Genomic DNA, 26114 nt, shown 5'->3' with positions numbered 1-26114 from the left:
CTGTATCTCCTGCTTATGGTTTTCCAATTTTATCAATAGCGTACTCTAGGAAGGTGTCTTTTCCTTCAAGAATATCGGCTTTGGTAAATTTCATCTTCTTATCTATTTTCACGCCTACCCCTTGAGCAGAAGTACCATCGTTGTAATAAATAGCATTACCTGTAAAGTGGATATTGTAATTACCTGGGATATTGAAGTGCTTTTCATCTCCATCACCGCCTGAAGTTTGTTCGCCAATGGTGATGGCCTGAGGGAACATCGATTGAAGTCCCATGGTGTTCCATTCTGAAAGGCTCCGTGTTCTGGCATTCACGATAATGCCTACCTTACCTTTGTAGACTACATGCTCTGGCACAATGTCAACATTGTTGTAAACTTCAGGAGAATTGATCCAGTTGTACGTTCCAATATTATTCAAATCAGCTTTAACGTATTTTGCAAAGCGTTGGTCCAGCGTGCCAAATTTCTTGTATAAATAGGTGTACATAAATCCAGACCATTGAGGATAACCCCTCATATCGAAAATAATTGCTTTTTGCTGAGCTGCCAAATTCAATATCGAGTCTACATGGCTTTCTATTTTATCATCGTCGACATTTTGCATCAATTGAATAATTTTATCAATATTAAAATAAGCGATGTCATTATTCAATAGCATAAATCCTTTTATCTTGGATGCTTCCGCTTTGCTTTGAAAAAATGCATTGATTTTTTCAAGAGCGGGCTTATCGCTTAAGGTGATAAATTTTACCGTTGTAGCCTTAGTCCCTTCACTGCCAATTAGCTTTAAGTTCAGCTCTTGGCGGTCTGAACTCCAAATAAAGTTGCTATTATAGTTATTCAAATTTGACACCAGCGTGCTTCTATTAGATGCAGACAACAGTCCGCTCAAGGTATCAATCCTTGTAGCAACAGTTTGTCCATTGATTTCTGTAATCCAATCTCCCACATCAATTCCTGCTTCTTTGCAAACTTCAGGCAAAATAATTTTGGTGACCAGAATACGTTTGTCCATAATTTGATAATCGAAAGGTGGATAAAACGTATTTTTAAAAATTTGGCTCTTAAATTTCAAGTCTACGTAAAACCGATTATAGGCATGTGAATCATTTAGATTTGCTACAATTTTCAAGATCAAAACTTCGTATTCCATTCTTGAAGCACAGCTTTTAAACAATGGGATATTTCTTCTCATCACCACATCCCAGTTTTCTTTCATCAAATTGTGATGTGGGTATAAGTAGTCGATTACGCCTTGCAGTTTTGCTAAAGCCAAAAGTCGCATTGGTTCTGGCAAATTTACTGCCGCTTCAAAATTGTATTTCTTTTCATTTGGAATCTCGGTATGATAGTTAAGCAGGGGTACGTAGTGATTGCTTTTAACGTCCCTGCTGTTATAAACTTGAAGCAGTATTTCTTTAAGAGAGTCATTCAAGTCTTTACTTTGCACGTACCAACGATGTATTGGATTAATTTTTACGACATTTTTCATAGCAACTTGTGGCAATGTTGAATTGAGTTTCAAACTGCCAAGCGATTGGATAGTCTGAATAAGCACATGATTAAGTTCTTCTCGAGTTTTGATGCTTTTCAATTGCTCATACTTGGCCAAGAAAAAAGAATCGGCATCCATTTCTCCAGCAGTAATTTTCTGATGATTGTATTTCAGGAAATTCCAAGTTTTGATAAAAAGTAAAAGCTTATCTGTCTCATTAATGCTTTGAGCACGTGCAATCAAAAAAGCGAAACATAATAATAAGCTATAGGTGATCTTTTTCATAAATTTAATTTCTTTATTTCCCTCAAAACTGCAGGATCAAAATAACTTTGAACTAAGAGAATTGACCAACTTGTATTTTCCATTGACGAAAGGTTCAAATCCCCTAAAAATTAGCTTAGCCCTAATTAAACCTTTTTGATGTATAAATATTGACCGTTGGTGCATTAGTTCATCTACTTGACCATTGATTATCCTATTTTTAGCAAAACTTATTCATGAAGAAATCACATTTTGTTTACTTCCACATTGGCTATTGGATCATTCTTTGGCTTAAAGAATTGCTCTTCGGTTTTCAAACGTATAATATCGACGAGCTCACTTTTTCGAGTGTGGCCAGCGTTTTAACCGTAAAACTGATTATCTTAATTTTTCCGCTCTGTATATTTTACACCAATTTCCTGCTGTTGGTTCCGAAGTTGGTTAAAGCCAAGAGAATCTTTTTATATATCCTTTCTGTTTTTGCACTTTTCTTAATTCTTGCACCAGTACATCACTATGTATATGCAATCATCTTACCTCAAAAATTTGGTTGGTATTCCTATGCATATCTTGATAAACTAAATTTTTGGCTTTCCTTCCAGACCTTAATTTTCGAGAATTACGTTTACGTGTTTTTTAGCTTAGCGATTAGTTATGTTAACGCATTTTTTGAAACGCAACAGAAACAAGAAGCATTAGAGAAAGAACAAGCCATTACGGAATTGGCTTATTTAAAATCACAGATCAATCCGCATTTTCTGTTCAATACCTTGAACGATATTTATGCGCTCACCTATCAACAAGCCAAGGAAGCTACCGAAGCTGTTTTGAAACTATCAGCTTTGCTGCGTTACATGTTAAAGGAGAGCAATGATAAATTCGCTTTGATTGGAAAAGAAATCGATTATCTTAAAAACGTTATTGAATTATTTGAAATTGGGCAAAAGGGAAATGCCTTTATCCATCTGGAAATTAAAGGTTCGGTAGATCAACAACAAATTGCGCCTTTAATATTGATCAACTTTGTTGAAAATGCCTTTAAACATGGTGTGATTAACGACCCTGAAAACCCAATACAAATCATGATGTCTATTACGGCAGATCATTTGGATTTTAAAGTATTGAACAAAAAAAACCATGACCAAAAAGACCAAACTGGTGGCATTGGCTTAACGAACGTTCAAAGAAGACTTGCTTTAATTTATCCAGAAAAATACCAGCTTCAAATTATGGATGAGAATGATACTTTTACGGTAACCTTAAAATTAAACTGGACATGATTCGTTGCGTAGTTGTAGATGATAAACCTCTTGCTATTGATATCTTAAATGATTACATCAGTAAAGTACTTGATCTGAGTTTAGTTTTTTCTAGTACCAATCCTTTAGAAGCGTTGGAATACCTCATGAAAAACGAAGTTGACCTTGTTTTTCTGGATATACAAATGCCGCAATTGAATGGTGTACAGTTCATGAAAATTGTACAGGGCAAATGTAAAATCGTTTTAACCACTGCTTATACCGAATATGCTTTAGATGGTTTTGAGAATGACGCCATCGACTATTTGCTAAAGCCTATTTCTTTCGAACGGTTTTACAAAGCGGTACAAAAAGCACAACATTACTTTAATGCCAAAAATGAACCGCAAGTTGCAGCTCAAGTTATCGAGACCACTCCTGTTGCCGACTATATTTTCGTAAAAACGGAATACAAGCTGGTTAAGATCAATACTGATGATATTTTATACATAGAAGGCATGCAAAATTATGTGGCCATTTATACGAAAACAGAAAAGATCATTTCCCTGCAGAACATTAAGAAAATGGAGGAGCAGCTTCCCAAAAAGCAATTTGCTAGGGTTCACAAATCTTATATGGTTGCCCTCAATAAAATAAACAGCATTGAAAGAAGTAGGATTTATATTGCCGATGCGGTTATTCCACTTGGCGACGTTTATAGAGATGGCTTTTACCAATCGATATCAGCCAATCAATAAAAGAAAAAGCCACAACAATCGTTGTGGCTTTTTCTTTTTATATCTTAAGGCTTAGCTCATTTTCAGTTTTTTCTGAATGTCGTTCACGTAAGCTTTAAATTTCTTGTCTGTTTCAATCAAATCTTCAACGGTTTGGCAAGCGTAAATTACTGTAGAGTGGTCTCTACCCCCAAAGAAAGCGCCAATTGTTTTTAGAGAGGATTTAGTATGGCTTTTAGACAAGTACATCGATATTTGACGGGCTTGTACAATTTCGCGTTTACGTGTTTGCGATTTCACCATTTCCACTGGTACTTCAAAATACTCGCAAACCAATTTCTGTATATACTCCATCGAAATTTCTTTCGAGGTATTTTTGATAAAGTTCTTCAACATCTGTTTAGCTAACGCTAAATCAATGTCTTTCTTATTCAAAGTAGATTGTGCCAACAATGAAACCATTGCTCCTTCAAGCTCACGAACGTTATTATCGATATTGTGTGCAACGTATTCAATTACTTCTCCTGGAAGTTCGATACCGTCAGCATACATTTTCTTTTTAAGGATGGCTACACGGGTTTCCAAATCTGGCACTTGCAAATCTGCTGATAGTCCCCATTTAAAACGGCTCAACAATCTTTCCTCTAAACCAGCTAAATCTTTAGGAGCTTTATCAGAAGTTAAAATGATCTGTTTTCCTGATTGATGTAAGTGGTTGAAGATATGAAAGAAAATATCCTGCGTTTTTTCTTTACCTGCAAAGTTGTGTACATCATCCATAATAATTACATCCATGGCTTGGTAAAAGTTCACAAAGTCATTGATGGTATTATTTTTTAGAGAGTCAACAAATTGCTGGCAGAATTTCTCACAAGAAACATAAATCACCAGTTTATCTGGTACACTACGTTTAATTTCGTTACCAATAGCTTGGGCCAAGTGGGTTTTACCTAAACCTACACCGCCGTAAATCATTAAAGGATTAAAGGAAGTACCTCCTGGTTTTGCAGCCACCGCATAACCTGCCGAGCGGGCAAGACGGTTGCAATCTCCTTCAATGTAATTATCAAAAGTATAATTAGGATTCAGCTGAGGGTCTACATTCAGCTTTTTTAATCCTGGGATAATGAACGGATTTTTAATGTCCTTATTGATAGATACCGGAATAGGCATCGACTGAGTTTTTGCCTCTGCACCATTACCATTTGACGGCATATTAGTGGTGTATGGAGATCCTGTGTTTGACGATTTATCAACCACGATGTTATACTCCAATCTACCCTCATCTCCCAACTGCTTTTTTACCGTTTTTCTGAGTAAACCAACATAATGTTCCTCAAGCCATTCGTAGAAAAATAAACTAGGTACTTGTATGGTTAATACCTTGCCTTCTAACTTAAGGGCTGATATCGGTTCGAACCAAGTTTTGAAACTTTGATTCGGGATATTATCCTTAATAATTTGGAGACAGCTATTCCACACTTCGGTACAAGTTTTTTCCATATCGTTTCTATAATTTATTGGTTTTCAGTCCTAATAGGTGCGATTTGAATGCGCACTTTCGAGACTTCGAATATTGAAAAAATTATCAACATTCCGAATATTTTTTTGATTTATTTCGTAACTACTTAAACTGCAACAGCATATACGAGTCCACCTAAATCATTAATGTTAATAACTATTTTTCCACACACTTTTTAGTACTCTCCAAACACTTCCCTAAGGCAATTAGCTATTTCTCCTAAGGTAGCATATTCTTCCACAGCAAGCAAAATAAAAGGCATCAAATTTTCATTTCCACCAGCGGCATTTTTCAAATCCAAAAGTGCCTTGGTTACCGCCTCATTATTTCTTTCGGCTTTTAGCTTAATCAGCTTCTCTATTTGTATCGTCCTGATGGATTCGTCAATATTAAATACGTCCTCTATCCCTTCTTCCTTCTGGGTAAACTTATTTACGCCAACAATGATGCGCTCTCCATTTTCTACCTCTTTTTGATATTCGTAAGAAGCATTGGCGATTTCCTGTTGGATGTAACCATTTTCGATGGCATTTACTGATCCGCCCATCACATCTATCTTATCAATATACATCATGGCAGCCGCTTCTATTTCGTCGGTTAACGTTTCAATAAAATAAGAACCCGCCAAAGGATCGACTGTATCTGTAACGCCGCTCTCAAAAGCAATTACCTGTTGGGTACGCAATGCAATTTTTGCCGCTGCTTCTGTTGGCAACGACAAAGCTTCATCATAACCATTGGTATGTAGCGATTGTGTACCACCCAACACCGCAGCTAAAGCTTGGTTTGAAACTCTGATCACATTATTTAGCGGTTGCTGTGCGGTAAGCGTAGAACCACCAGTTTGTGTATGAAAACGTAGCATCATGGCCTTTTCGTCTGTAGCACCTAAACTTTTCGTAATATGCGCCCACATGCGCCTAGCAGCCCTGAACTTGGCAATTTCCTCAAAGAAATTATTATGGCAGTTGAAAAAGAACGACAACCGTTTTGCAAATACATTAATATCCAATCCCTTTTGTAGAGCAGCATTTAAATAGGCTTTACCGTTAGCCAAGGTAAATGCCAATTCCTGTACAGCTGTTGAACCAGCCTCTCGAATATGGTATCCAGAAATAGAAATGGTATTCCATTTTGGCAATTCTTTACTACAATACTCAAAAATATCGGTAATGATGCGCATAGATGGTTTGGGTGGATAAATATAAGTGCCCCTAGCCGCATATTCCTTTAATATATCATTCTGTATCGTCCCCGATATTTGTTTCAAATCAGCGCCTTGTTTTTTTGCCAAGGCAATGTACATCGCCAATAATATAGATGCCGTGGCATTAATGGTCATCGAAGTGGTGATCTGTTGTAGCGTTATCCCGTCAAACAGGATTTCTATATCCTTTAATGAATCAATCGCTACCCCAACTTTTCCTACTTCGCCTTCCGCCATGTCGTCATCAGAATCGTAACCAATTTGGGTGGGTAAATCAAAAGCTACAGATAACCCCATGGTTCCCTGCGCCAATAAATAATGATAACGCTTATTGGACTCTTCGGCGGTAGAAAAACCAGCGTATTGGCGCATGGTCCATAACCTGCCGCGATACATGTCTTTCTGTATACCTCTGGTGAAAGGAAATTGCCCTGGCAGCTCTTCATTTTTTGGTGCAGTAGTATACACATCCTTGATTTCTATTCCAGATGTGGTAGTATGTTTTTTGTCCATAGTTTAAATGGTATTTGGTTAGTGGGTATTCCGTTAAGTGTTTATTTGTTGAATCGGTTAATCTTTAAAGTTTGCTATCCAGTTACCAATTCAAACCATTAATCTCAAAACAACTTATGTATATCCTGTTTTATTAAACCGATTGCTAATTCATAAGGATTCTCTTCTATCTCACTCATATAGTTAAGTACCTTTTTACTCAGTTCTCTCCCTGATGCCTCAGCAGGCAAATTTTTCACGGCATTGTTCACCATGGCAATCGTATCATCTTTCAATTTAAGGACAGCATTCCAAGTAGCAGCCTCTATATAAAGTTGTTGCGTAATGTTATGCTGAAACTCGGTCTTGATTTCATTAAGTGCCATGACCTGTAAAGCACCAACTTCTATCCCTTGTTGATGCAATCTCAAAAGTAGGTTGGCTGGATTAATGCGATCCACAAAAATGATCATTCGCTCATGTGCTTGTAAACGTAAATTCAGCAAATTATTTTTATCATCAGTTGGTATAGCATTGTTCTTTCTCGAACTCAAATACCTCATGACATCATTCCGTACCATGTAATAGGCCACTACTACTATAAATGTACCTCCTACCGCTAGACTTGTTGAGTTTAAAAGAAATTTACCTAAATCCATTTTCAGTTTTGTTTATGCATCGTAATATTACCCTTTACGACAGGCAAAAATGTACATAAATATTTATATTTGTTTGTCATAATTTTAAATAAGATGAGTAATACTGTTGAAACTAGCTTTGCACCTGTAACCTTTACCGAAGGCGCTGTTAAAGAACTGATAAAACTAAAAGACCAACAAGAAATTGCTGATAATTTTGGGCTTCGTGTTGGCGTTGAGGGCGGAGGCTGCTCAGGGATGAATTATATTTTAGGTTTTGACCAAAAGAAAGAGGGCGACCAAGAGTTCATTATCGAGGGCATTAAAGTGTTTATGCACAAAGCGCACCAAATGTATCTTTTAGGGATGCAAATAGATTGGCAAGATGGTTTAAACTCAAGAGGCTTCACTTTTAACAATCCAAATGCTGCTAGCACTTGCGGTTGTGGAACAAGCTTCTCTGTATAAACATAAAAATATTGTAACATTTTAAAAGGTCTCGTTGTCTTAACAGCGGGACTTTTTATTTTTACTACTAAAGGTTTTAATGATGTAAGCCAAAGGTTGTAATATTGTAAACCATAGTCTTCATATTAATTAAGATCTAATCATACTCCAATATACCAAAATGAATTATAGAGAAAACGTACGACTAGCGATGCAATCTATTAAAAGTAACCGTTTGCGTACTTTTCTTACCGCACTTATTATCGCCATTGGTATATCTGCATTGGTAGGTATATTAACCACCATTGATGCTATTGAGAAGAAAATGACTGATGCTTTTTCTAGCATGGGCGCTAATTCATTTACCATCAGAAACCGCGGCACCAACATTCGTATTGGCGGTCCAGGGCAAAGACCTAAAAGCTATAAACCTATTAGGTATGAGGATGCGCTAAAATTTAAAGAAAGATTAAATGCTCCTGCAAGTGTATCTATTAGCGTATTTGCCAGCAATGGAGCTACGGTAAAATACGGACAAGAAAAAACCAATCCTAATATTAATATCAGAGGTATTGACGAAAATGGCTTAGCTGCACAAGGTTTAGAGCTTGGCCAAGGTAGGAATTTCAATAGTGCTGAGTCATTAAGCGGCCCCAATATTTGCGTGATTGGTTCAGAAATTGCCAAAACCCTGTTTAAAGATAGTGATCCTTTAGATAAAGTGATCAATGCGGGTAATAACCGTTTAAGGGTAATTGGTGTGTTAGCAAGCAAAGGTTCAGGCATGGGGGCTAATGTAGACAGAGCTGTATACGTTCCACTATTCAAGGCCAAGGTAATTAATGCCAATGCCAATCCTTCTTATACCATTACGGTATCGGTTCCTAATGCCGACTTAGTGGACAATGTTATTGGCGAGTCTACTTCTACTTTTAGGAGTATCAGAAAAACCAAGATTGGCGAGGCGAACAATTTTGAAATTACCAAAAGTGATGCCGTTGCTCAAACACTAATTGAGAATTTACAAGTAGTAGTCATCGGCGGCGTAGCTATCGGTGTTATTACGTTATTAGGTGCTTCCATCGCATTGATGAACATTATGCTCGTATCTGTTACAGAACGTACCCGAGAAATAGGAATCAGAAAAGCCATCGGTGCTAACCCAGCCGTAATTAGAAGACAGTTCCTTATCGAAGCGGTAGTAATTTGTTTATTAGGCGGCGTGCTGGGCATATTGTTAGGCATCGCCATAGGCAATGTTATTTCCCTAGTAATGGGCGGTGGCTTTATTATTCCTTGGCTTTTTATTGGCCTTGGTCTGGCGCTATGTATCCTAGTTGGCGTTGTATCTGGCTATTATCCTGCTAAAAAAGCTTCGAAACTTGATCCAGTAGAGGCTTTACGTTACGAGTAATTTTTTTTTAGAAAAGCGAATACAGAAGCACTTCGGCAACAGCAGTCCTTCTTTTCATTACAATCTTTTGCGATAACCATTTCATGGTAAGCAAAAGTATTTCCACTTCAATAAGGTTTATTTATTAAAGTAAGTGCTTTTGGCAAAACTATAACAACAGATTGTTCAACTGGCCTTGTTTCAGTAATTCCTCCACTCGCGACAAGCTTAGGCTTTCTTGCAATGCTTTTGCGTGTCTTAAATGGTGCATATCACTACCCAAAAATGAAATGCAACGTTGATCAACCAAGCTATCGGCTGCTTTTTTTACGCCCTTTCCATAGTAGCCCGTTAGTGAAATGGTATTCAACTGCAAAAAGCAACCGCTATCTTTTATCTGTTGATAGTTTTCGATACTGCCATGATAATAGGGATAGCGCTCTGGATGTGCCAAAACAGGGTAAAATCCCGCATCTTGAATTTTAAAAAGCACATCAATTAGGTTGGGAGGCTGATTGATATACGAAAGTTCGAACAGCAAGTAATTGTTGCCAAAGCCTAAAACTTCCTTTCTGGCCAATTTATTGAAAAAGGTTTCATCCAAATAGTATTCCGCTGCCGCTTCCACTTCCAAATCAATTTGGCTTTTCTGCAACCCTTCTTTCAAAATATCCAATCCCTTGCGAATGCTATCGGGAGTGTTCCTGTAGAAATCTGCCATGACGTGTGGCGTAGCAATTACCTTTTTAAAGCCCAGTGCCACATATTTTCTAGCCATCGCTAATGAAGCCTCCAAGTTAGGTGCGCCATCATCAATTCCAGGGATAATATGAGAATGCATGTCGGTCCCTATCGCAGAAAAATCGATTTCGGATAATTTACTTCGCTTTTTAAACAGACCAAACACTTTGTGAAGTTAAAAGTAAAAAGGTGAAAGTAAAAGTCATTAATCAACACTCTTAGGCAATCCTAAGTCAATTGCTGTTTTCGCAATATAACTACTATATATCTTTGCTAGCAATGCGTTCAAATCTTCTTTTAAATCAAACTGCAAGTCTTCATGTAGTTTTTCGAACTTACGCAACAACATCAATATGGCTTTCACCACATAATTCGCTAGCAATTGTTCGTGATTTTTAGATAAAGAGTAAACCTTATATCTAAACGTCATAGGGCTCAAGTTAAACATCAAAAGCTTCAATTCTACTTCTTCGAAATCGGCTTTGGTTACCTTGTAAAAATGATTGATTTGTTTAGCAAGCTTACGAAGCAGCAATAAGCTATCTTTTGCACTGGTTTTTGGCGTGGTATTGAGTTCCTCCAGCGCCTCAGTGACTTCGTTTTTAATAAAAGCAACCCTATCTTTAAGGTTGCTTTCATCTTCTAATAACAAAAAATGTAAATGCTCGGTAAGCACCTTATCTTTAGCCACCAAACGTAAAAGCAGTTTATCTTTCTCTTTTACGGGCAGGGCTAAGATTTCTTTCTTCAGATCTTTGTGCTCACTAAGTTTCATCGCTATCTAAAACGGATTATCACGAAGGTATTTTTCCCATTCCCAGGCAGAGCGCATCATTTCGTTCAAATCTAGTTCTGTTTGCCAACCTAATGTTGCTTTAGATTTGTTTACATCTCCATAAATTTGCTCTATGTCACCTTCTCTCCTTGGTGCAATTTTGTAATTTAATTTTTCGCCAGTAGATTGCTCGAAAGCATTGATGATTTCCAACACCGACGAACCTTTTCCAGTTCCCAGGTTAAATACATCGTAGCCATCAACTTTTCCATCTGCAAGCAATTTTACCGCAGCAACGTGTGCTTTTGCCAAATCTACCACGTGGATATAATCACGGATGGCAGAACCATCTGGCGTATTGTAATCATCACCAAAAACCTGAATAGGACCTCTTTTACCAATCGCTGATTGTGTAATGAAAGGCACTAGGTTTTGAGGAACACCATTTGGCAACTCGCCAATTAAGGCTGTAGCATGTGCGCCCACTGGATTAAAGTAACGCAACGAAATCACGTTAAGACCTGGTGTTGCTTTAACCGTTTCCTTTAAAATTTCTTCTGCTACTTGCTTAGTGTTGCCATAAGGCGATTCTGCCTTTTTAACTTCACTATCTTCCGTTACAGGCAACTTATCTGGCTGACCGTACACCGTACATGAAGATGAAAAAACAAAGTTAGCAGTAGGATATGCTGTTAGTAAATTGATTAAACTATAGAAGTTATTTTTGTAGTACTTCAAAGGCTCTTGTACCGATTCGCCAACTGCTTTGTATGCTGCAAAATGGATAATCCCTGCTACATCTGGATGCTGTTCGGCAAAACCATTCACCGCAGCCGTGTCTTGTAAATCTAGTTCTATAAATTCGTGATACTTACCTGTAATCTGATGTAATTGATCAAGTATTTTGATACTCGAATTGGCTAAATTATCAACAATCACCACTTCGTAGCCTGCATTATGCAATTCTACTACCGTGTGTGAACCGATATAACCTATGCCTCCAGTAACCAATATTTTTGCCATGCGTTTGCTTATTTATTGTAAGTAGTAAAGTCTTTATGTTCTATTTTGGCCAAAGCTTCCGCTGATAGTGATTTGAAATACTCATAGGTAATTTTCAAACCTTCTGCTCTGTTCACTTTTGGCTCCCATTTCAGCAATTCTTTTGCCTTCGTGATATCTGGCCTACGTTGTTTAGGATCGTCTTGTGGCAATGGCTTATAAACAATTTTCTGATCGGTGCCCGTCAATTTAATGATCTCTTCACAAAACTGCTTGATGGTAATTTCATCAGGATTACCAATATTTACTGGGCTAGCATAGTCAGATTGCAATAAACGATAGATTCCTTCGATCAGATCATCTACGTAGCAAAAAGAACGTGTTTGGCTACCGTCCCCAAAAACCGTCAAGTCTTCTCCCCTTAATGCTTGGCCAATAAATGCAGGTAAAACTCTACCGTCGTTTAGGCGCATACGAGGACCATAAGTGTTAAAAATACGCACAATGCGAGTTTCTACACCGTGAAAAGTATGGTAGGCCATGGTAATTGCCTCTTGGAAACGTTTAGCTTCATCGTAAACGCCACGAGGACCAACTGGATTTACATTACCCCAATATTCTTCAGGTTGAGGATTTACGTTTGGATCGCCATATACTTCAGAAGTTGAAGCAATCAGCATTCTTGCCCCTTTTGCTCTGGCCAATCCCAATAGATTATGCGTACCCAATGAGCCAACTTTTAAAGTTTGGATAGGGATTTTCAAATAATCGATAGGACTTGCAGGTGAAGCAAAGTGCAAGATATAATCCAATTCCCCTGGAACGTGAACAAATTTGGAGACATCGTGGTTGTAAAACTCGAAATTCTCCAATTTGAACAGGTGCTCAATATTTTGCAAATCACCAGTGATCAGATTATCCATCCCAATCACATGACAATTTTCTTTAATAAATCTATCACAAAGGTGCGAACCTAAAAACCCAGCAGCACCAGTAATCAATACTCTTTTACGTTCCATTTAGCTAATAATTTTACGACCAATACTGTTATAATAGTAACCTAGATCTATCATTTTCTGCAAATCGAACAGATTACGCCCGTCGAAAACTACTTTGCTTTTTAAGACTTCGTCCATTTTTTCAAAATCTGGATTACGGAATACCGACCACTCTGTAGCAATCAATAAAGCATCTGCGCCTTCTAAAGCTTCATATTGATCGTTAGCATAGTTGATTTTGTCACCTACTAATGCTTTAACATTCCCTATTGCTTCTGGATCGAATACGGTAACTTCTGCTCCTGCGGCTAATAAATCATCGATGATATATAAAGCTGGCGCTTCGCGAATATCATCTGTCTCAGGTTTAAAAGCTAAGCCCCAAAGCGCAAACTTTTTGCCTTTTAAATCACCTTTAAAATATTTTAGCACCTTTTCGGTTAAAACAGTCTTTTGTTTTTCGTTAACATCCATTACGGCTTTCAAAATCTTAAAATCGTACTGATGTTCAACAGCTGCTTTTTCTAAAGCCTGTACATCTTTAGGGAAGCAACTTCCGCCGTAGCCAATTCCTGGGAACAAAAATCTTTTGCCAATTCTATCATCAGAACCAATACCCTTACGAACCATATCCACATCAGCCCCTACAATTTCGCATAGGTTGGCAATTTCGTTCATGAAAGTGATTTTAGTGGCCAAAAACGAGTTTGCCGCATATTTTGTCAATTCCGAAGAACGCTCATCCATATAATAGATTGGGTTTCCTTGACGTACATACGGTGCATATAGCTCACCCATTAGCTTTTTCGCTTTTTCGCTGGTTGTTCCAATCACCACACGATCAGGCTTCATGAAATCATCAACCGCTACGCCTTCACGTAAAAACTCAGGATTAGACACCACATCTACTTCTACATTGGTATTGGCTGCAAAAACAGCTGCTACCTTATCTGCTGTACCTACTGGCACCGTAGATTTGTTTACGATCACTTTATATTCGATGATTAACTTTGCGATGTCTTTCGCTGCACCTAAAATATAGGAAAGATCAGCAGCACCATCACCCCCCGGAGGAGTAGGCAATGCCATGAAAATAATCTGTGCGTCCTTGATGCCTTCAGCTAGGTTCGTGGTAAATGACAATCTGTTTTGTGCTATGTTACGATGGAAAAGTACATCTAAACCAGGTTCGTAAATAGGCAATTGCCCTGCCTTCATCTTATTCACTTTCTCTTCCACAATATCTACACAAATGACATTATTACCTGTTTCGGCCAAACACGTACCTGTTACCAAACCTACGTAACCAGTACCAATTACAGCTATCTTCATATATTTTGGAGTGTTTTTAACATTAATATCTATCTTCGAGCGAAGATAACAAATTATGCAGCAATATGTATTGGCTTTACAACATTAGTATGTTAATTTACGGCCTTCTGGTAAGATTAGCATCACTTTTTAATGCGAAGGCTAAACTATTCATAGAGGGAAGAAAAGGGATTTTTAAACATATTTCAGCTAAATTTAATGGAAACGAGCGTCCTATCTGGTTCCATTTTGCATCTTTAGGCGAATTTGAACAGGGCCGACCTGTATTGGAAAGCATCAAAGCATCAAAACCTAGTGAAAAAATAATAGTGACTTTCTTCTCGCCTTCTGGATATGAAATCAGAAAGAACTATGCTTTGGCCGACGGTATATTTTATCTTCCTTTAGACACTATCTCGAATGCCCATAAGTTTGTGAGTTTGGTAAATCCCAAAATGGCCATTTTCACCAAATACGAGTTTTGGCCAAACTACTTTAACGCTTTAGCGAACCAAAACATCCCCCTTTATATCATATCAGGTATTTTTCGATCAAACCAAATCTTTTTTAAAGGATACGGAGGATTTTACAGAAATGTATTGAAATGCGTGAGACACTTTTTTGTACAAAATAAAGAAAGTGCCGCTTTGCTGAACAACATCGACATTGACAACGTGGATATTAGTGGAGATACCAGATTTGACCGTGTTTACGAGAATGCGAAAACCCCGAAAAAGCTCCCTATTATTGAAAATTTTTGCGGTGAAGCCCCCGTTTTAATAGCGGGCAGCACTTGGCCAGAGGACGAGAAATTACTCGTTGATTTGGCCACAAAAAATCCAGACTGGAAATTGGTGATTGCGCCGCACGAAATTCATGAAGGGCATATCAGTACTATTACTGATCTATTTCCAAATGGCTTGAGATTTTCTAATTTAGATGTAAATGCAAGCTCTGAAATCAACTCACAAGTTTTGATCATTGATAATATCGGCATGCTTTCTTCTTTATACCAATATGGTCAAATAGCCTATATAGGAGGAGGGTTTGGCGTAGGCATACACAATACTTTAGAGGCAGCCGCATTTGGCCTTCCAGTAATATTTGGACCAAACTATCATAAATTTCAAGAGGCGAAAGACTTGATTGAAATTGGTGCTGCAAAAAACATTAACAATGCCGAAGAACTTACCGCTGCTTTTGAGCATTACATAGCTCATGAAAGCGGAACGCTGGCAAAAAAATATGTAGCCAACAAAAAAGGTGCAACAGAAATGATTATGAAGAAAATTTTTGAGGATTAAATTTGATCTATACGTACCCAATCCATCCCCGCAGCGATAGCACCTTGCACTCCTAATTCTGCATCTTCAAAAACAATACACTTTTTAGGTTCTACGCCAAGAGCTTGGGCCGCCGCCAAAAACGGATCTGGTGCTGGCTTTCCTTTTGGGGTTTCACCTGCGCAAACCAACACATCAACCAAATCAATTAATCCCAACACGGTCAAGGTTTTGGTCACCGTTTTTCTGCTACCCCCAGATACAACTGCTATTTTAACTTTCCCAACGTGATTTTTCAGATGTTCTGCCACGTAAGAAATAGGCTGGGTTTGTTCAATATATTTATCGATAAAGATTTGTGATTTTTCACTGGCAAAAGTATCAGGTAACGAAACACCGTATCTCTTGGTAATTTCTCCAGCAAAAATAGCCGTTGGCATCCCCGCAAATTCATCTACCATGTTTAAATCTAACCCCACACCATAATTTGCGGCCACTTCCTTGTAGGCTAACTTATGCGCCATCATGTTATCGGCTAAAGTTCCATCACAATCGTACAAGAAAGCTTGATATTCTCCTTCAGTTCTTTTGGTTAAAAGTTCAAGTTTTTCTAAGTGTTTACTATCCATTATATCGACATTTCGGCTAAGACTTCTATAAATCTCGCATCTGTATTCAAGCTCTCTACCAATTGCACATGCTCTCCACCAAGCTCTTTAAATTCTTCGTTATATTCTACCGTGATTTCGTAAATAGTCTCTAAGCAGTCAGCCACAAAAGCAGGACTAAATACCAGAAGGCGCTTTTTACCATCGGCAGCCAATTTCTTCAATACATCGGTGGTGTATGGTTGTATCCAAGGCTCCTTTCCTAAACGCGACTGGTAGCAAACCGAATAATTTTCACGGGAAAGCTCTAGTTTCTCTGCCAACAGTTTTGCTGTGTTGTGGCATTGCGCCGAATAACAGAATTTGTTTGCATTGTTATAATTTTCACAGCAGTTATTAACTTTCAAGCAGTACTTCCCTGTATGGTCTGATTTTGTCATTTGCCTTTGTGGCAAACCGTGGAAACTGAACAACACGTGATCATAGTTTTCAACGCCATGCTTTCTTGCATTATCTGCAAATATTTCCAGCATTAAATCATTGTCGTGAAACGAATTCACAAAAGACACTGGAGGTATGGTTGGCCATTTACTCAACAGCTCCATCACTAATTGCAAAACTGAGCCCGTGCTAGCCGATGCGTATTGAGGAAATAAAGGAATTACTTTGATACTGCTTACCAATCCCTTTTTCAAATTTTCCAAAGCACCTTCTATAGATGGGCTTTGATAGCGCATTGCTAATTCTACCTGATATTCACTACCTAGCCTATCTTGCAGCATTTTAGCCTGCTGTTCACTGTAGTAGAGTAAAGGCGAACCTTTTTCGTTCCATATCTTTTTATAAAGCTTTGAAGTTTTTGGGCTACGGAAAGGAACAATGATCCCTTTAACCAATAAGGTTCTATTGAGTTTTGGGATATCAATTACCCGTTCATCCATTAAAAATTGATCAAGATATTTTCTTACATCTTTTACTTCAGGACTATCTGGTGTACCCAGATTAACTAATAGTATACCTTTTTTGGCCATTAATTTTCTTATTTGTCGCAAATATAACTTGATTTACGATTGTAGATGTAAGATTTTAGATTTTAAGACACAGAAGAGACACAAAAAAGTTTTCAGTTGGCAGTTAACAGTTGAATTACAAACCGCCAATAACTTAGCACATCTAAATTTCAACAACAATAAAACAATTTAGCATTACTGTACTAAAAATTTTCAGTTGGTCACTCGCACTAACCTTCAAACTTTAGAACACCTCAACTTACAACCGAGGCATTTAGTAAGACTCAATCTCTGTTTTCACCTTTTCCATGAGCCACATAGGTGTTGATGTTGCTCCACAGATTCCTATACGATCGTTGGACTTGAACCAGTCTTTATTCAATTCTTCTACGTTTGAAATGAAATATGACTCGTCATTATATTTCTTGCATACATCGTACAGCACTTTTCCGTTCGAAGATTTTTTACCAGAAACGAATATGATTTTATCAAAGTCTTTAACAAATTCTTCCAGTTCTTCGTAACGGTTAGAAACCTGCCTACAAATGGTATCGTTTGCTTTTACATCGTAACCTCTTTTAATCAGCTCGTCTTTGATCTGATAAAATTTATCTACGCTTTTGGTGGTTTGGCTGTATAAAGTGAATTTATTGGGGAGCTCAACATTGTCCAATTCCGCAATGTCCATAAAAACCAAAGCTTTGCCATCCGTTTGACCTTGTAAGCCAATCACCTCGGCATGACCATGTTTTCCAAAGATGAGGATTTGCTCTTCATCGTCGTGAGAGTTTTTAATACGATTTTGCAGCTTTAACACTACTGGACAGGAGGCATCGATCAATGTAAGATTGTTTGCCAAGGCCAATTCATAGGTGGAAGGTGCCTCACCATGTGCCCTAATCAGCACTTTTTCGTTGCGAAGTTCCTTAAGCTTTTCGTGATCGATAATCCTTAGACCCTTTACTCTTAAGCGTTCTACTTCTTCATCGTTATGGACAATATCGCCAAGACAATACAAATAATCTTCCCTGTCCAAAATGTCTTCAGCCATATCGATGGCGTAAACTACTCCAAAACAGAAACCTGATGATTTATCTATTGTAACTTTTAAATTATAGCTCATAATGAATATACAAAGGTACGCAGAAGAAGTTTAAATTAAATAAAATTTTTAATATCGGATAATTTAAATAAATTTGATAGCGATATTAGTGAAATGTGGGATTTTGATTTAAAAGATTTAGAAGAATTAAAGCCGCAAATAGAAAGGCTATATGAGAAAAAAGCAAAGATTGACCAATCAAGGCCTTTGCCCAATACTGTATTGCAAAAAATTAAGGACCAACTTAACCTTGAATGGACCTACAATTCGAACAGTATTGAAGGCAATACACTAAATCTTCGTGAAACACAGCTTATTTTAGAAGAAGGAATTACTGTTGGTGGCAAATCTTTGAGGGAGCATTTTGAAGTCGTTAATCACGAAAAAGCGATAGATTATTTATACAGTCTAATTAATCCAGATTACACCTTAAGGAGCATTGATATCTTAAATCTGCATGGCTATATCTTAAAAAATATTGAAGATGATTTTGCAGGGCGTTTAAGGAACGGTGGTGTGCGTATTGTTGGCGCAAACTTCACTCCTCCAAATGCCAAAATAGTTCCTGATCTTTTTGATGAACTAATTTCTTTTGCAAATACCAATCCCATCAATGCTGATGATTTGGTTTTAGCTACATTATTTCATCACAAACTTGTTTGGATACATCCTTTTTTTGATGGAAATGGCCGTACTGTTCGTTTAGCGATGAATCTTTTATTGATGAGAAAAGGATTTCCGCCTGCAATTATTCTTAAAAATGACAGGAAGAAATACTACGAGGCGATTAATCAAGCAAACAAGGGAAGCTATCATAAACTTTGCTTATTGATGCTACAGGCAACCGAACGGTCTTTAAATATGTACATCAATTCGTTGCCTGGTAAAAGCTATGACGATTACGAACCCATCTCAAGTATAGTTTCCGAGCCAAGCTTCCCTTACGGGCAAGAATACGTCAGTTTATTAGCAAGGCAAGGTAAAATAGACGCCTACAAAGAAGGCAAAAACTGGCTTACCACCAAAGAAGCGGTAAAAAATTATGTGGTGAACAGGAAAAGAAAAAGGTAGGTTTTTGAACCTGCCTTTTTTATGCGAAAGTTGAATGTTCTTAGTTAGCTCAAATAAACCCTGTCTTCTTCTCCCTCTACATCCATAATCACATCGACATGCTCCTTTAAAATGGTGGCCAATTCTAAACCCACAAAATCAGTAGCAATAGGGAATATCTTATGACTTCTATCTACCAAAACTACCGTTCTGATTTTTTTATGGGGGGTATTTAGAAAAACGCCTAAGCCGTACGCAAGTGTTTTACCACTGTTCAATACATCATCTACCAAGATGATGACTTTATTTTTCCAGTTACTTTCTGGCAAATCGGTTTTTGCCACCAACTTACTGCTTTGCTTTTCCAAATCGATACGCAATAAAGTCGTTTTAAATTCAGAAATTTCGTTTAACGTCTTCTGCAATCTAACTGCCAATTTATAGCCTCTATCCCAAATTCCAGCCAGTATAATCTCTTTTTCATCTAGGTTATCTTCTAGGATTTGGTAAGCAATTCTATTGATCTTTTGCTGGATCTGTTTTTGGTCTAAAATAAGGACTTGATTTTGGGGCATATTATGGTGCTTTAGCATTTACAAAAGAACGATTTTAAGCCTCAATATCAAATATTGATTTTTTTTTAGTTATTAGCGCAACGTTTCGCATATCGCTTACGTCTTATATACAAAACCACTTGAACATGAAAAAATCATTAGCACTTAAAAAAAATCTAACATTTGTCCTTTTCTTCATCTGCAGCCTTACCTACTTTAATGTATTTGCTCAAAATAGTAGACAAGTTTCTGTAAGCGATTTTAACGGTATCGGCGTAAGCAGCGGCATTAATCTTCATTTAAAACAGGGTAATACCGAAAGCCTTGTGATTAAAGGAGACGAAGAAGTGATCAAAGATGTAGTTGTAGAGAAAAACGACCGCGGCATTTCTATTAAATACAAAGAAGGCGTTAACTGGTCGCGTATATTTAAAGGAAAAATTATTGACGTATATGTAACCTTTAAAAGCCTAAACAGCTTGGCTGCTAGCGGCGGTGCTGATGTTTATATTGATGGTCAATTAAGAACAGATCGATTTTCGCTTGCCGCTAGCGGAGGTGCTGATATTAAACTTAATCTTACTTGCAAGGATATTAAAATTGCCGTAAGTGGCGGTGCCGATATCGAACTTAAAGGTTCTGCTGAAAATATGACCGTTAGTGCCAGCGGTGGTGCCGACCTAGATGCTTTCGATTTTAAAGTGGACTATGCCCAAGTAAATTGCAGTGGAGGTGCTGATGTAGACATTTATGTAAATAAAGGACTTACTGCTTCAGCTAGCGGCGGTGCCGACATTACTTATAAAGGAAATGCTGCTTTGAAGAAAACTTCTAACTCGAAAAGTGGCGACATTACCCACGCCAACTAGTTTTTAAAAACAAAAAAGGTAGGCAATATTTTGCCTACCTTATCAAGAGCAAACTGCTTAGTTTGGTTAATAGTAAAGTCAATGTCGCGGATACGACATTGGCTTATTTTTTTGCATAAGGATAATAAATAAAATTGGCTCCTTCGGGCACCACTACAAATACGCACATAAAATCTTCTGGCTTTTTGTAGTTTTTCAGAAAGTGCTCTTTTTTATTGGGTAAAATAATTCCCTTTTCAACAAATTCTTCGAGGGTAGAAGCTTGAATGGTCCAACTGGTGTTCAGTTCTTCCCTATTTAAAATCATCTCGCCAATTTTCACCTCATGCTGATGGGCGATAAAAATAGGCGCTTGGGAAATGCCCTCTACCATAATTTCTACCGACACTTCCTTTATCGACTCGGCGTAAAACTCCAAGTCTTTCTCTAAACTTACCAACGGGCTTTGCTTTTTTTCCTGCTTAGGTTCATTACCGTTGCCATTTAAGTTTCCTAACAACTCTTCTGATTCCATATGCTAAAACTTAATTTTTTTCTTTTGTACCACAAATTGATCATCTGCCAAGGTATCAACCAGCAGATAATATGTGTCATTTTGTTTTTCTATTCTCTTTGATAAAGGATATTCATCTGCACAGAAGTACATGCTTCCTTTTTTAATCAACTTCCAAGCGCCTTCTTTCAAACTAAAAAGATTAATACTTGCCCAGCAACTGCTAAACCATTCTGGCCTAAGCAATAACTCTGGTTGATCATCTCCATCAATATCACCTATCATATACAAATCAGCACCAATGGCTTCATTGAATTTTAGTGTTGGCCATTTTTTATTACTGAACATGATATTGATTTCGTAGCGTTGTTTTTTACCCCCAGTATCAGCCGTATCCAACCTATCTTTTACAATAATGGCAGTATCTTTCTCTCCTAATATAATGGTATCCAACTGTTGTTTTTCGGCATCCATGATGAATGTTTTGCTTGTTACTTCTACCTTTTTAGTTTCCTTACTTTGGCAGGCCAACAAAATCATCGCAGACAACAAGAAAAAACAGCAATTTTTCATCTTATTTGAGTTGAAGTAAAACCACGTTCTCTACGTGCTGCGTATGAGGGAACATATCTACTGGTTTAATTCTAATCACATCATATTTTTCGGTAAGCAATGCCAAATCCCTCGCTTGCGTAGCCGCATTACAACTTACGTAAACAATTTTCTCCGCTTCCATCTCCAGTAAACGTTCTACTACATCCGCATGCATACCTGCTCTAGGCGGATCGGTAATCACCACGTCAGGTTTTCCGTGCTCAGCAATAAACTCTCTAGTAAGGATATCTTTCATGTCGCCTGCGTAGAAAATAGTATTGTTGATGCCGTTGAATTCAGCGTTGAATTTCGCATCTTCAATGGCCGAAGGTACATACTCTACACCCACCACCTGCTTTGCACTATGTGCTACAAAATTAGCGATGGTCCCCGCTCCAGTATATAAATCGTAAACCAATTCATCGCCTTTTAATCCTGCAAATTCTTTGGTGATCCGATATAGCTCATAAGCTTGCGCAGAGTTAGTTTGATAGAATGACTTAATACCAATCTTATATTTTACGCTTTTGCCATTTCCCAAAGGCATTTCTTCAAAAATATGGTCGCGGCCTGCATAAGTCACTACCTCTTGGTCGAAAATGGTATCGTTCTTTTTATGGTTCACGATATATTGCAACGAGGTAATTTTTGGAAAAGTGGCTTTAAGGTACTCCATCAAGCCCTCAATTTGTTCTGGTGTAGCATAAGCAAAAACCACGCCTACCATTACTTCTCCTGTGCTTGATGTACGAATGATCAGGTTACGCATGGCTCCTTCGTGATTACGCAAATCGTAAAAACTTAAATGGTGCTGCAATGCATAATCCCTCACCTTTAAACGAATATCATTACTCGGGTTGGCCTGTAAATAGCAGTGCTCCACTCCTAAAATCTTATCAAATCTACCAGGAACGTGAAAGCCAAGCGCATTCATCTCTCTGCCTTCAGCTTCCTCAGCCATGTCCTTACTATCTAACCAACGTTTGTTAGAAAAGGTAAACTCTAGCTTATTGCGATAATATTGGTTTTCGGCAGAACCTAAAATTGGTTCAATCCCGCTCACATCTATTTTGCCTAAACGCTGCAAAGCAGATTCAACACTTTTTTGTTTATAGGTTAATTGGGCTTGATATTGCATGTGTTGCCATTTACAACCACCACAAGTACCAAAGTGGCTACAAAATGATTCCTGGCGCAAAGCGGATGGGGTATGCAGGGTTTCGATTACGGCCTCTGCAAAGTTTTTCTTTTTCTTTACCAAACGCACATCTACCACATCACCAGGAACGGCTTTATCTACGAAAATCACTAATTCTTCGGCTTTGCCCACTCCTTTGCCCTCTTCGGCGATATCAATAATACTTAAACCCGAAATTCTGATGGGTTCAGTATTTTTTCTTTTTCTGCTCATTGCTGCAAATATACGGAAAGTCTTTAGTGAGTTAAATCAAAAGATAACTACGGATAAATTAGGCACAGGAATGTCGTACAGGCAGGGCTGCCCGCATGGTTAAAATCGAACTCAATGATGTGGTTTAACCTTCAAAAATGCTTAGAATTACTCCCAAAATACCGTCTGCAAGATTAAAATTCACATCAAACTGCTCGTCTACCATCACTGAAATCTCTAACACTTCTTGACTCATAAATTCCATTTCTATATTTACAAATATAAAATAAATGAACCAAAAACCAAATCGGTATAATGTTAATTTTATATTAAATTTCTGCCACAAAAAAGAAAATGATGTAATAGATTATTAAAATCCTATAACATTGAAGCTCTTCGCCCTCCCTAATTTTGTATTAGAAATTTTTGAAAGATGAAAATGACAGATGCTATATATATTCCATTGGAAAATGTGGAGAGCGAACATTGCGCTTTGATTGTTGACAAAGGACTTGAAAACGTTAAAGAAATCAATACGCATCAGGTAGAGCTCAATAACCAAAGAGCTGTTATTACTGCGAAAAAATATCCAGAAGAAGCCGTTCAGGAGGCCGTAAAACAGATTAGGGATTTAGGCTATGATGTCACTACCGTGAAACAAACTTTTCCTGTTACCGATATGTCTTGCGCTTCTTGCGCTGCCAATACAGAAGCCATTTTAAATGGTCAGGTTGGGGTGGTCAAAGCCGAAGTCAATTATGCCAATACTTCTGCAAAAATAGAATACATCCCTAGCTTGGTAACTGCACAAGCATTGAAACAAGCGTTACAGGAAGGCGGTTACGACCTGCTCATAGAAGACGGCAACGAAGCCAAAGAATCATTGAACGAGATTAAGGCTAACCAATATCAAAAACTAAGGAAAAAAGCGATTAGTGCACTAATATTAGCTGTCCCTCTTTTCGTTATCGGGATGTTTTTTATGGACATGCCTTACGCCAATTACATCATGTGGGTGTTATCAACTCCTATGTTACTGGTTTTTGGTAGGCGGTTTTTTGTAGGTGCTTGGAAACAAGCCAAACATCGTTCTGCCAATATGGATACCTTAGTGGCCATTAGTACTGGAACCGCCTACATTTATAGCGTTCTGATTACATTGTTTCCTAATTTAATGCACAGCTTTGGCATTCACTCCCATGTCTATTTTGAGGCGGCTGGAATTGTAATCGCTTTTATCTTGCTAGGCAAACTGCTGGAAGAAAAGGCAAAGGGCAACACTTCTTCAGCCATTAAAAAACTGATGGGTCTACAACCAAAACACGTAACCATTGTGCATGAAGGTGGACATCAAATGCAAATTGCCATTGGCAGCGTAAAAGTTGGCGATGTATTGTTGGTGAAACCTGGAGAACGTGTAGCCGTAGATGGCACGGTAGTTAACGGCAGCTCGTATGTAGATGAAAGTATGATCAGCGGTGAACCTATTCCCGTTGCTAAAACCGCAGAAAGCACTGTATTTGCAGGCACGATTAATCAAAAAGGAAGTTTTCAGTTTAAGGCCGATAAAGTAGGTAGTGATACCGTTTTAGCACACATCATTAAAATGGTGGAAGATGCCCAAGGCAGTAAAGCTCCCGTACAAAAACTAGTCGATAAAATTGCGTCCATTTTTGTACCTGTTGTGATTGGTATTGCTGTTTTAAGCTTATTGCTTTGGGTAGTTTTCGGCGGCGAAAACGGATTGGCGCCAGGTATTGTTGCTTTCGTAACGGTGTTGGTCATTGCCTGTCCGTGTGCTTTAGGCCTTGCCACTCCTACCGCCATTATGGTTGGTGTAGGAAAAGGGGCTGAACAAGGGATTTTAATTAAGGATGCTGAAAGTTTAGAACTGGCCAAAAAAGTAAATGCCATTATTTTAGATAAAACAGGAACCATTACTGAAGGAAAACCAAAAGTTACGGCCATTGAATGGTTTGCAGACTTCAAATCCCTTCATCAGGATATTCTCTATAGTATTGAAAAATCCTCTGAACACCCTTTGGCTGATGCCATTACGGAACACTTGTCTACTAACGCGAATTTTTTAAATGAGCTTACCATTGAAAACATTAGCGGGCAAGGCATTGAAGGCAAATACGATCATCATACCTATTTCATAGGAAACGAGTTATTGGCAAAAGAAAGAAACGTTAGCATTCCCGACGAAGCTAAACGATGGGCGGTAACGCAACTGAAAAATGCCCAAACCGTGGTTTTCTTTTGTAATGAAACCACTTTATTAGCCATTGTTGCCATTGCCGACCAGATTAAAGCAACTTCGCAAGAAGCCATAAGAGAATTACAAAAAGATGGCATTAAGGTTTACATGCTTACTGGCGACAACGAACAGACAGCAAAAGCAGTAGCTACCACGCTAGGCATTGATGAATTTTATGCCAATGTGCTCCCTGCGGATAAAGGAAAATTCACCAAAAAACTGCAACAGGAAGGCAAAGTGGTGGCAATGGTTGGTGATGGCATTAACGACAGTAATGCTCTTGCACAGGCAGATGTGAGCATTGCCATGGGAAAAGGAAGTGACATTGCTATGGATGTGGCTAAAATGACCATTATTTCGTCTGATCTTTCCAAAATCCCTGATGCGATACATTTATCAAAATATACCGTAAATGCGATTAAGCAAAACCTATTTTGGGCCTTTATCTACAATGTGATTGGCATTCCAATAGCAGCAGGAGCATTATTTCCTATTAACGGGTTTTTACTTGATCCCATGTGGGCTGGTGCAGCAATGGCTTTTAGTTCGGTAAGTGTGGTGGCCAATAGCCTCCGTTTAAAATGGAAAAAAATCTAAGCCTAAATTCAACGCTCTAATATTTAGAAACAAATTAATTGATA

The 26114-nt window shown here is 38.0% G+C and carries 25 protein-coding genes; 8 read left to right on the top strand and 17 right to left on the bottom strand.

What is annotated here, in order from left to right:
• Nucleotides 1–13: 13 nt before the first annotated feature.
• Nucleotides 14–1780 carry a S41 family peptidase gene (locus DUT70_RS16820; RefSeq protein ID WP_113648510.1) on the bottom strand — a complete coding sequence of 589 codons (1767 nt, stop codon included), beginning with the start codon at nt 1778–1780 and terminating at the stop codon, nt 14–16.
• 215 nt (nt 1781–1995) lie between these two features.
• Here DUT70_RS16820 and DUT70_RS16815 point away from each other — a divergent pair, with 215 nt between their 5' ends.
• Both DUT70_RS16815 and DUT70_RS16810 read left to right on the top strand, forming a co-directional pair.
• A complete protein-coding gene (locus DUT70_RS16815; RefSeq protein ID WP_113648509.1) occupies nt 1996–3039 on the top strand; it encodes a sensor histidine kinase in 1044 nt (347 codons plus the stop codon).
• Nucleotides 3036–3755 (top strand): LytR/AlgR family response regulator transcription factor, encoded by a 720-nt coding sequence (locus DUT70_RS16810; RefSeq protein ID WP_113648508.1) that lies wholly within the window; start codon nt 3036–3038, stop codon nt 3753–3755. The genes DUT70_RS16815 and DUT70_RS16810 overlap by 4 nt, the downstream gene beginning before the upstream one ends.
• 51 nt (nt 3756–3806) lie before the next feature.
• Here DUT70_RS16810 and dnaA read toward each other — a convergent pair whose 3' ends face one another.
• The 3 genes from dnaA to DUT70_RS16795 form a co-directional block, all read right to left on the bottom strand.
• The gene (gene dnaA / locus DUT70_RS16805) at nt 3807–5237 is read right to left on the bottom strand and encodes a chromosomal replication initiator protein DnaA (RefSeq protein ID WP_113648507.1); all 1431 of its coding nucleotides are present in this window, start codon (nt 5235–5237) and stop codon (nt 3807–3809) included.
• Between the two features lie 194 nt (nt 5238–5431).
• Nucleotides 5432–6976 carry an acyl-CoA mutase large subunit family protein gene (locus DUT70_RS16800; RefSeq protein WP_113648506.1) on the bottom strand — a complete coding sequence of 515 codons (1545 nt, stop codon included), beginning with the start codon at nt 6974–6976 and terminating at the stop codon, nt 5432–5434.
• A 104-nt stretch (nt 6977–7080) separates the two neighbouring features.
• Entirely contained in the window at nt 7081–7614 is a 534-nt protein-coding gene (locus DUT70_RS16795; RefSeq protein WP_113648505.1) for a DUF7935 family protein, read from the bottom strand.
• A 93-nt stretch (nt 7615–7707) separates the two neighbouring features.
• Between DUT70_RS16795 and DUT70_RS16790 the strand changes: the two genes are divergently transcribed.
• Together DUT70_RS16790 and DUT70_RS16785 are read left to right on the top strand one after the other, a co-directional pair.
• Nucleotides 7708–8061: a HesB/IscA family protein gene (locus DUT70_RS16790; RefSeq protein WP_113648504.1), complete on the top strand. Its 354-nt coding sequence runs from the start codon at nt 7708–7710 to the stop codon at nt 8059–8061.
• Between the two features lie 160 nt (nt 8062–8221).
• The gene (locus DUT70_RS16785; protein ID WP_113648503.1) at nt 8222–9454 is read left to right on the top strand and encodes an ABC transporter permease; all 1233 of its coding nucleotides are present in this window, start codon (nt 8222–8224) and stop codon (nt 9452–9454) included.
• A gap of 148 nt (nt 9455–9602) precedes the next feature.
• Here the strand turns inward: DUT70_RS16785 and DUT70_RS16780 are convergent, their stop codons facing one another.
• The 5 genes from DUT70_RS16780 to DUT70_RS16760 all read right to left on the bottom strand — a co-directional run bounded on the left by DUT70_RS16780 (nt 9603) and on the right by DUT70_RS16760 (nt 14281).
• A complete protein-coding gene (locus DUT70_RS16780) occupies nt 9603–10274 on the bottom strand; it encodes a tyrosine-protein phosphatase (protein WP_240432169.1) in 672 nt (223 codons plus the stop codon).
• 105 nt (nt 10275–10379) lie between these two features.
• The gene (locus DUT70_RS16775; RefSeq protein ID WP_113648501.1) at nt 10380–10949 is read right to left on the bottom strand and encodes a hypothetical protein; all 570 of its coding nucleotides are present in this window, start codon (nt 10947–10949) and stop codon (nt 10380–10382) included.
• Nucleotides 10950–10955: 6 nt separating this feature from the next.
• On the bottom strand, nt 10956–11972 hold the full coding sequence (galE, locus tag DUT70_RS16770) for a UDP-glucose 4-epimerase GalE (RefSeq protein WP_113648500.1): 1017 nt from the start codon (nt 11970–11972) through the stop codon (nt 10956–10958).
• A gap of 8 nt (nt 11973–11980) precedes the next feature.
• Nucleotides 11981–12970 (bottom strand): UDP-glucuronic acid decarboxylase family protein, encoded by a 990-nt coding sequence (locus DUT70_RS16765; RefSeq protein WP_113648499.1) that lies wholly within the window; start codon nt 12968–12970, stop codon nt 11981–11983.
• Nucleotides 12971–14281, bottom strand: a complete 1311-nt coding sequence (locus tag DUT70_RS16760) for a UDP-glucose dehydrogenase family protein (RefSeq protein ID WP_113648498.1) — start codon at nt 14279–14281, stop codon at nt 12971–12973.
• A 65-nt stretch (nt 14282–14346) separates the two neighbouring features.
• Between DUT70_RS16760 and DUT70_RS16755 the strand changes: the two genes are divergently transcribed.
• The gene (locus tag DUT70_RS16755) at nt 14347–15564 is read left to right on the top strand and encodes a 3-deoxy-D-manno-octulosonic acid transferase (RefSeq protein ID WP_113648497.1); all 1218 of its coding nucleotides are present in this window, start codon (nt 14347–14349) and stop codon (nt 15562–15564) included.
• On the opposite strand, the gene DUT70_RS16750 is transcribed toward DUT70_RS16755, so the two are convergent.
• From DUT70_RS16750 to DUT70_RS16740, 3 genes are all read right to left on the bottom strand, one after another.
• Nucleotides 15561–16172 (bottom strand): HAD family hydrolase, encoded by a 612-nt coding sequence (locus DUT70_RS16750; RefSeq protein WP_113648496.1) that lies wholly within the window; start codon nt 16170–16172, stop codon nt 15561–15563. The genes DUT70_RS16755 and DUT70_RS16750 overlap by 4 nt on opposite strands.
• Nucleotides 16172–17182 (bottom strand): ferrochelatase, encoded by a 1011-nt coding sequence (gene hemH / locus DUT70_RS16745; RefSeq protein WP_113648495.1) that lies wholly within the window; start codon nt 17180–17182, stop codon nt 16172–16174. Before hemH ends, DUT70_RS16750 begins: the two co-directional genes overlap by 1 nt.
• A 253-nt stretch (nt 17183–17435) precedes the next feature.
• Nucleotides 17436–18284: a 4-hydroxy-3-methylbut-2-enyl diphosphate reductase gene (locus DUT70_RS16740; protein ID WP_113648494.1), complete on the bottom strand. Its 849-nt coding sequence runs from the start codon at nt 18282–18284 to the stop codon at nt 17436–17438.
• Nucleotides 18285–18377: 93 nt separating this feature from the next.
• On the opposite strand from DUT70_RS16740, the gene DUT70_RS16735 reads away from it, so the two are divergent.
• On the top strand, nt 18378–19334 hold the full coding sequence (locus DUT70_RS16735) for a Fic family protein (RefSeq protein ID WP_113648493.1): 957 nt from the start codon (nt 18378–18380) through the stop codon (nt 19332–19334).
• A gap of 44 nt (nt 19335–19378) precedes the next feature.
• Here the strand turns inward: DUT70_RS16735 and DUT70_RS16730 are convergent, their stop codons facing one another.
• On the bottom strand, nt 19379–19888 hold the full coding sequence (locus tag DUT70_RS16730; protein WP_113648492.1) for a phosphoribosyltransferase family protein: 510 nt from the start codon (nt 19886–19888) through the stop codon (nt 19379–19381).
• A 125-nt stretch (nt 19889–20013) separates the two neighbouring features.
• Between DUT70_RS16730 and DUT70_RS16725 the strand changes: the two genes are divergently transcribed.
• Entirely contained in the window at nt 20014–20736 is a 723-nt protein-coding gene (locus DUT70_RS16725) for a head GIN domain-containing protein (protein WP_113648491.1), read from the top strand.
• A gap of 103 nt (nt 20737–20839) precedes the next feature.
• Here the strand turns inward: DUT70_RS16725 and DUT70_RS16720 are convergent, their stop codons facing one another.
• The 4 genes from DUT70_RS16720 to DUT70_RS16705 form a co-directional block, all read right to left on the bottom strand.
• Complete coding sequence (locus DUT70_RS16720; RefSeq protein ID WP_113648490.1) at nt 20840–21250, bottom strand: hypothetical protein; 411 nt, start codon at nt 21248–21250, stop codon at nt 20840–20842.
• A 3-nt stretch (nt 21251–21253) separates the two neighbouring features.
• The gene (locus tag DUT70_RS16715) at nt 21254–21802 is read right to left on the bottom strand and encodes a putative periplasmic lipoprotein (protein ID WP_113648489.1); all 549 of its coding nucleotides are present in this window, start codon (nt 21800–21802) and stop codon (nt 21254–21256) included.
• Nucleotide 21803: 1 nt separating this feature from the next.
• The gene (rlmD, locus tag DUT70_RS16710) at nt 21804–23234 is read right to left on the bottom strand and encodes a 23S rRNA (uracil(1939)-C(5))-methyltransferase RlmD (RefSeq protein WP_113648488.1); all 1431 of its coding nucleotides are present in this window, start codon (nt 23232–23234) and stop codon (nt 21804–21806) included.
• A 124-nt stretch (nt 23235–23358) separates the two neighbouring features.
• Nucleotides 23359–23478 (bottom strand): phenylalanyl-tRNA synthetase subunit alpha, encoded by a 120-nt coding sequence (locus DUT70_RS16705; protein WP_240432167.1) that lies wholly within the window; start codon nt 23476–23478, stop codon nt 23359–23361.
• A gap of 168 nt (nt 23479–23646) precedes the next feature.
• On the opposite strand from DUT70_RS16705, the gene DUT70_RS16700 reads away from it, so the two are divergent.
• Entirely contained in the window at nt 23647–26070 is a 2424-nt protein-coding gene (locus tag DUT70_RS16700) for a heavy metal translocating P-type ATPase (protein ID WP_113648486.1), read from the top strand.
• The last annotated feature ends 44 nt before the right edge of the window (nt 26071–26114 follow it).

The sequence above is a fragment of the Pedobacter chitinilyticus genome (assembly GCF_003313385.1).
Lineage (GTDB): Bacteria > Bacteroidota > Bacteroidia > Sphingobacteriales > Sphingobacteriaceae > Pedobacter > Pedobacter chitinilyticus.
This window is presented reverse-complemented; position numbering and strand designations above follow the sequence as displayed.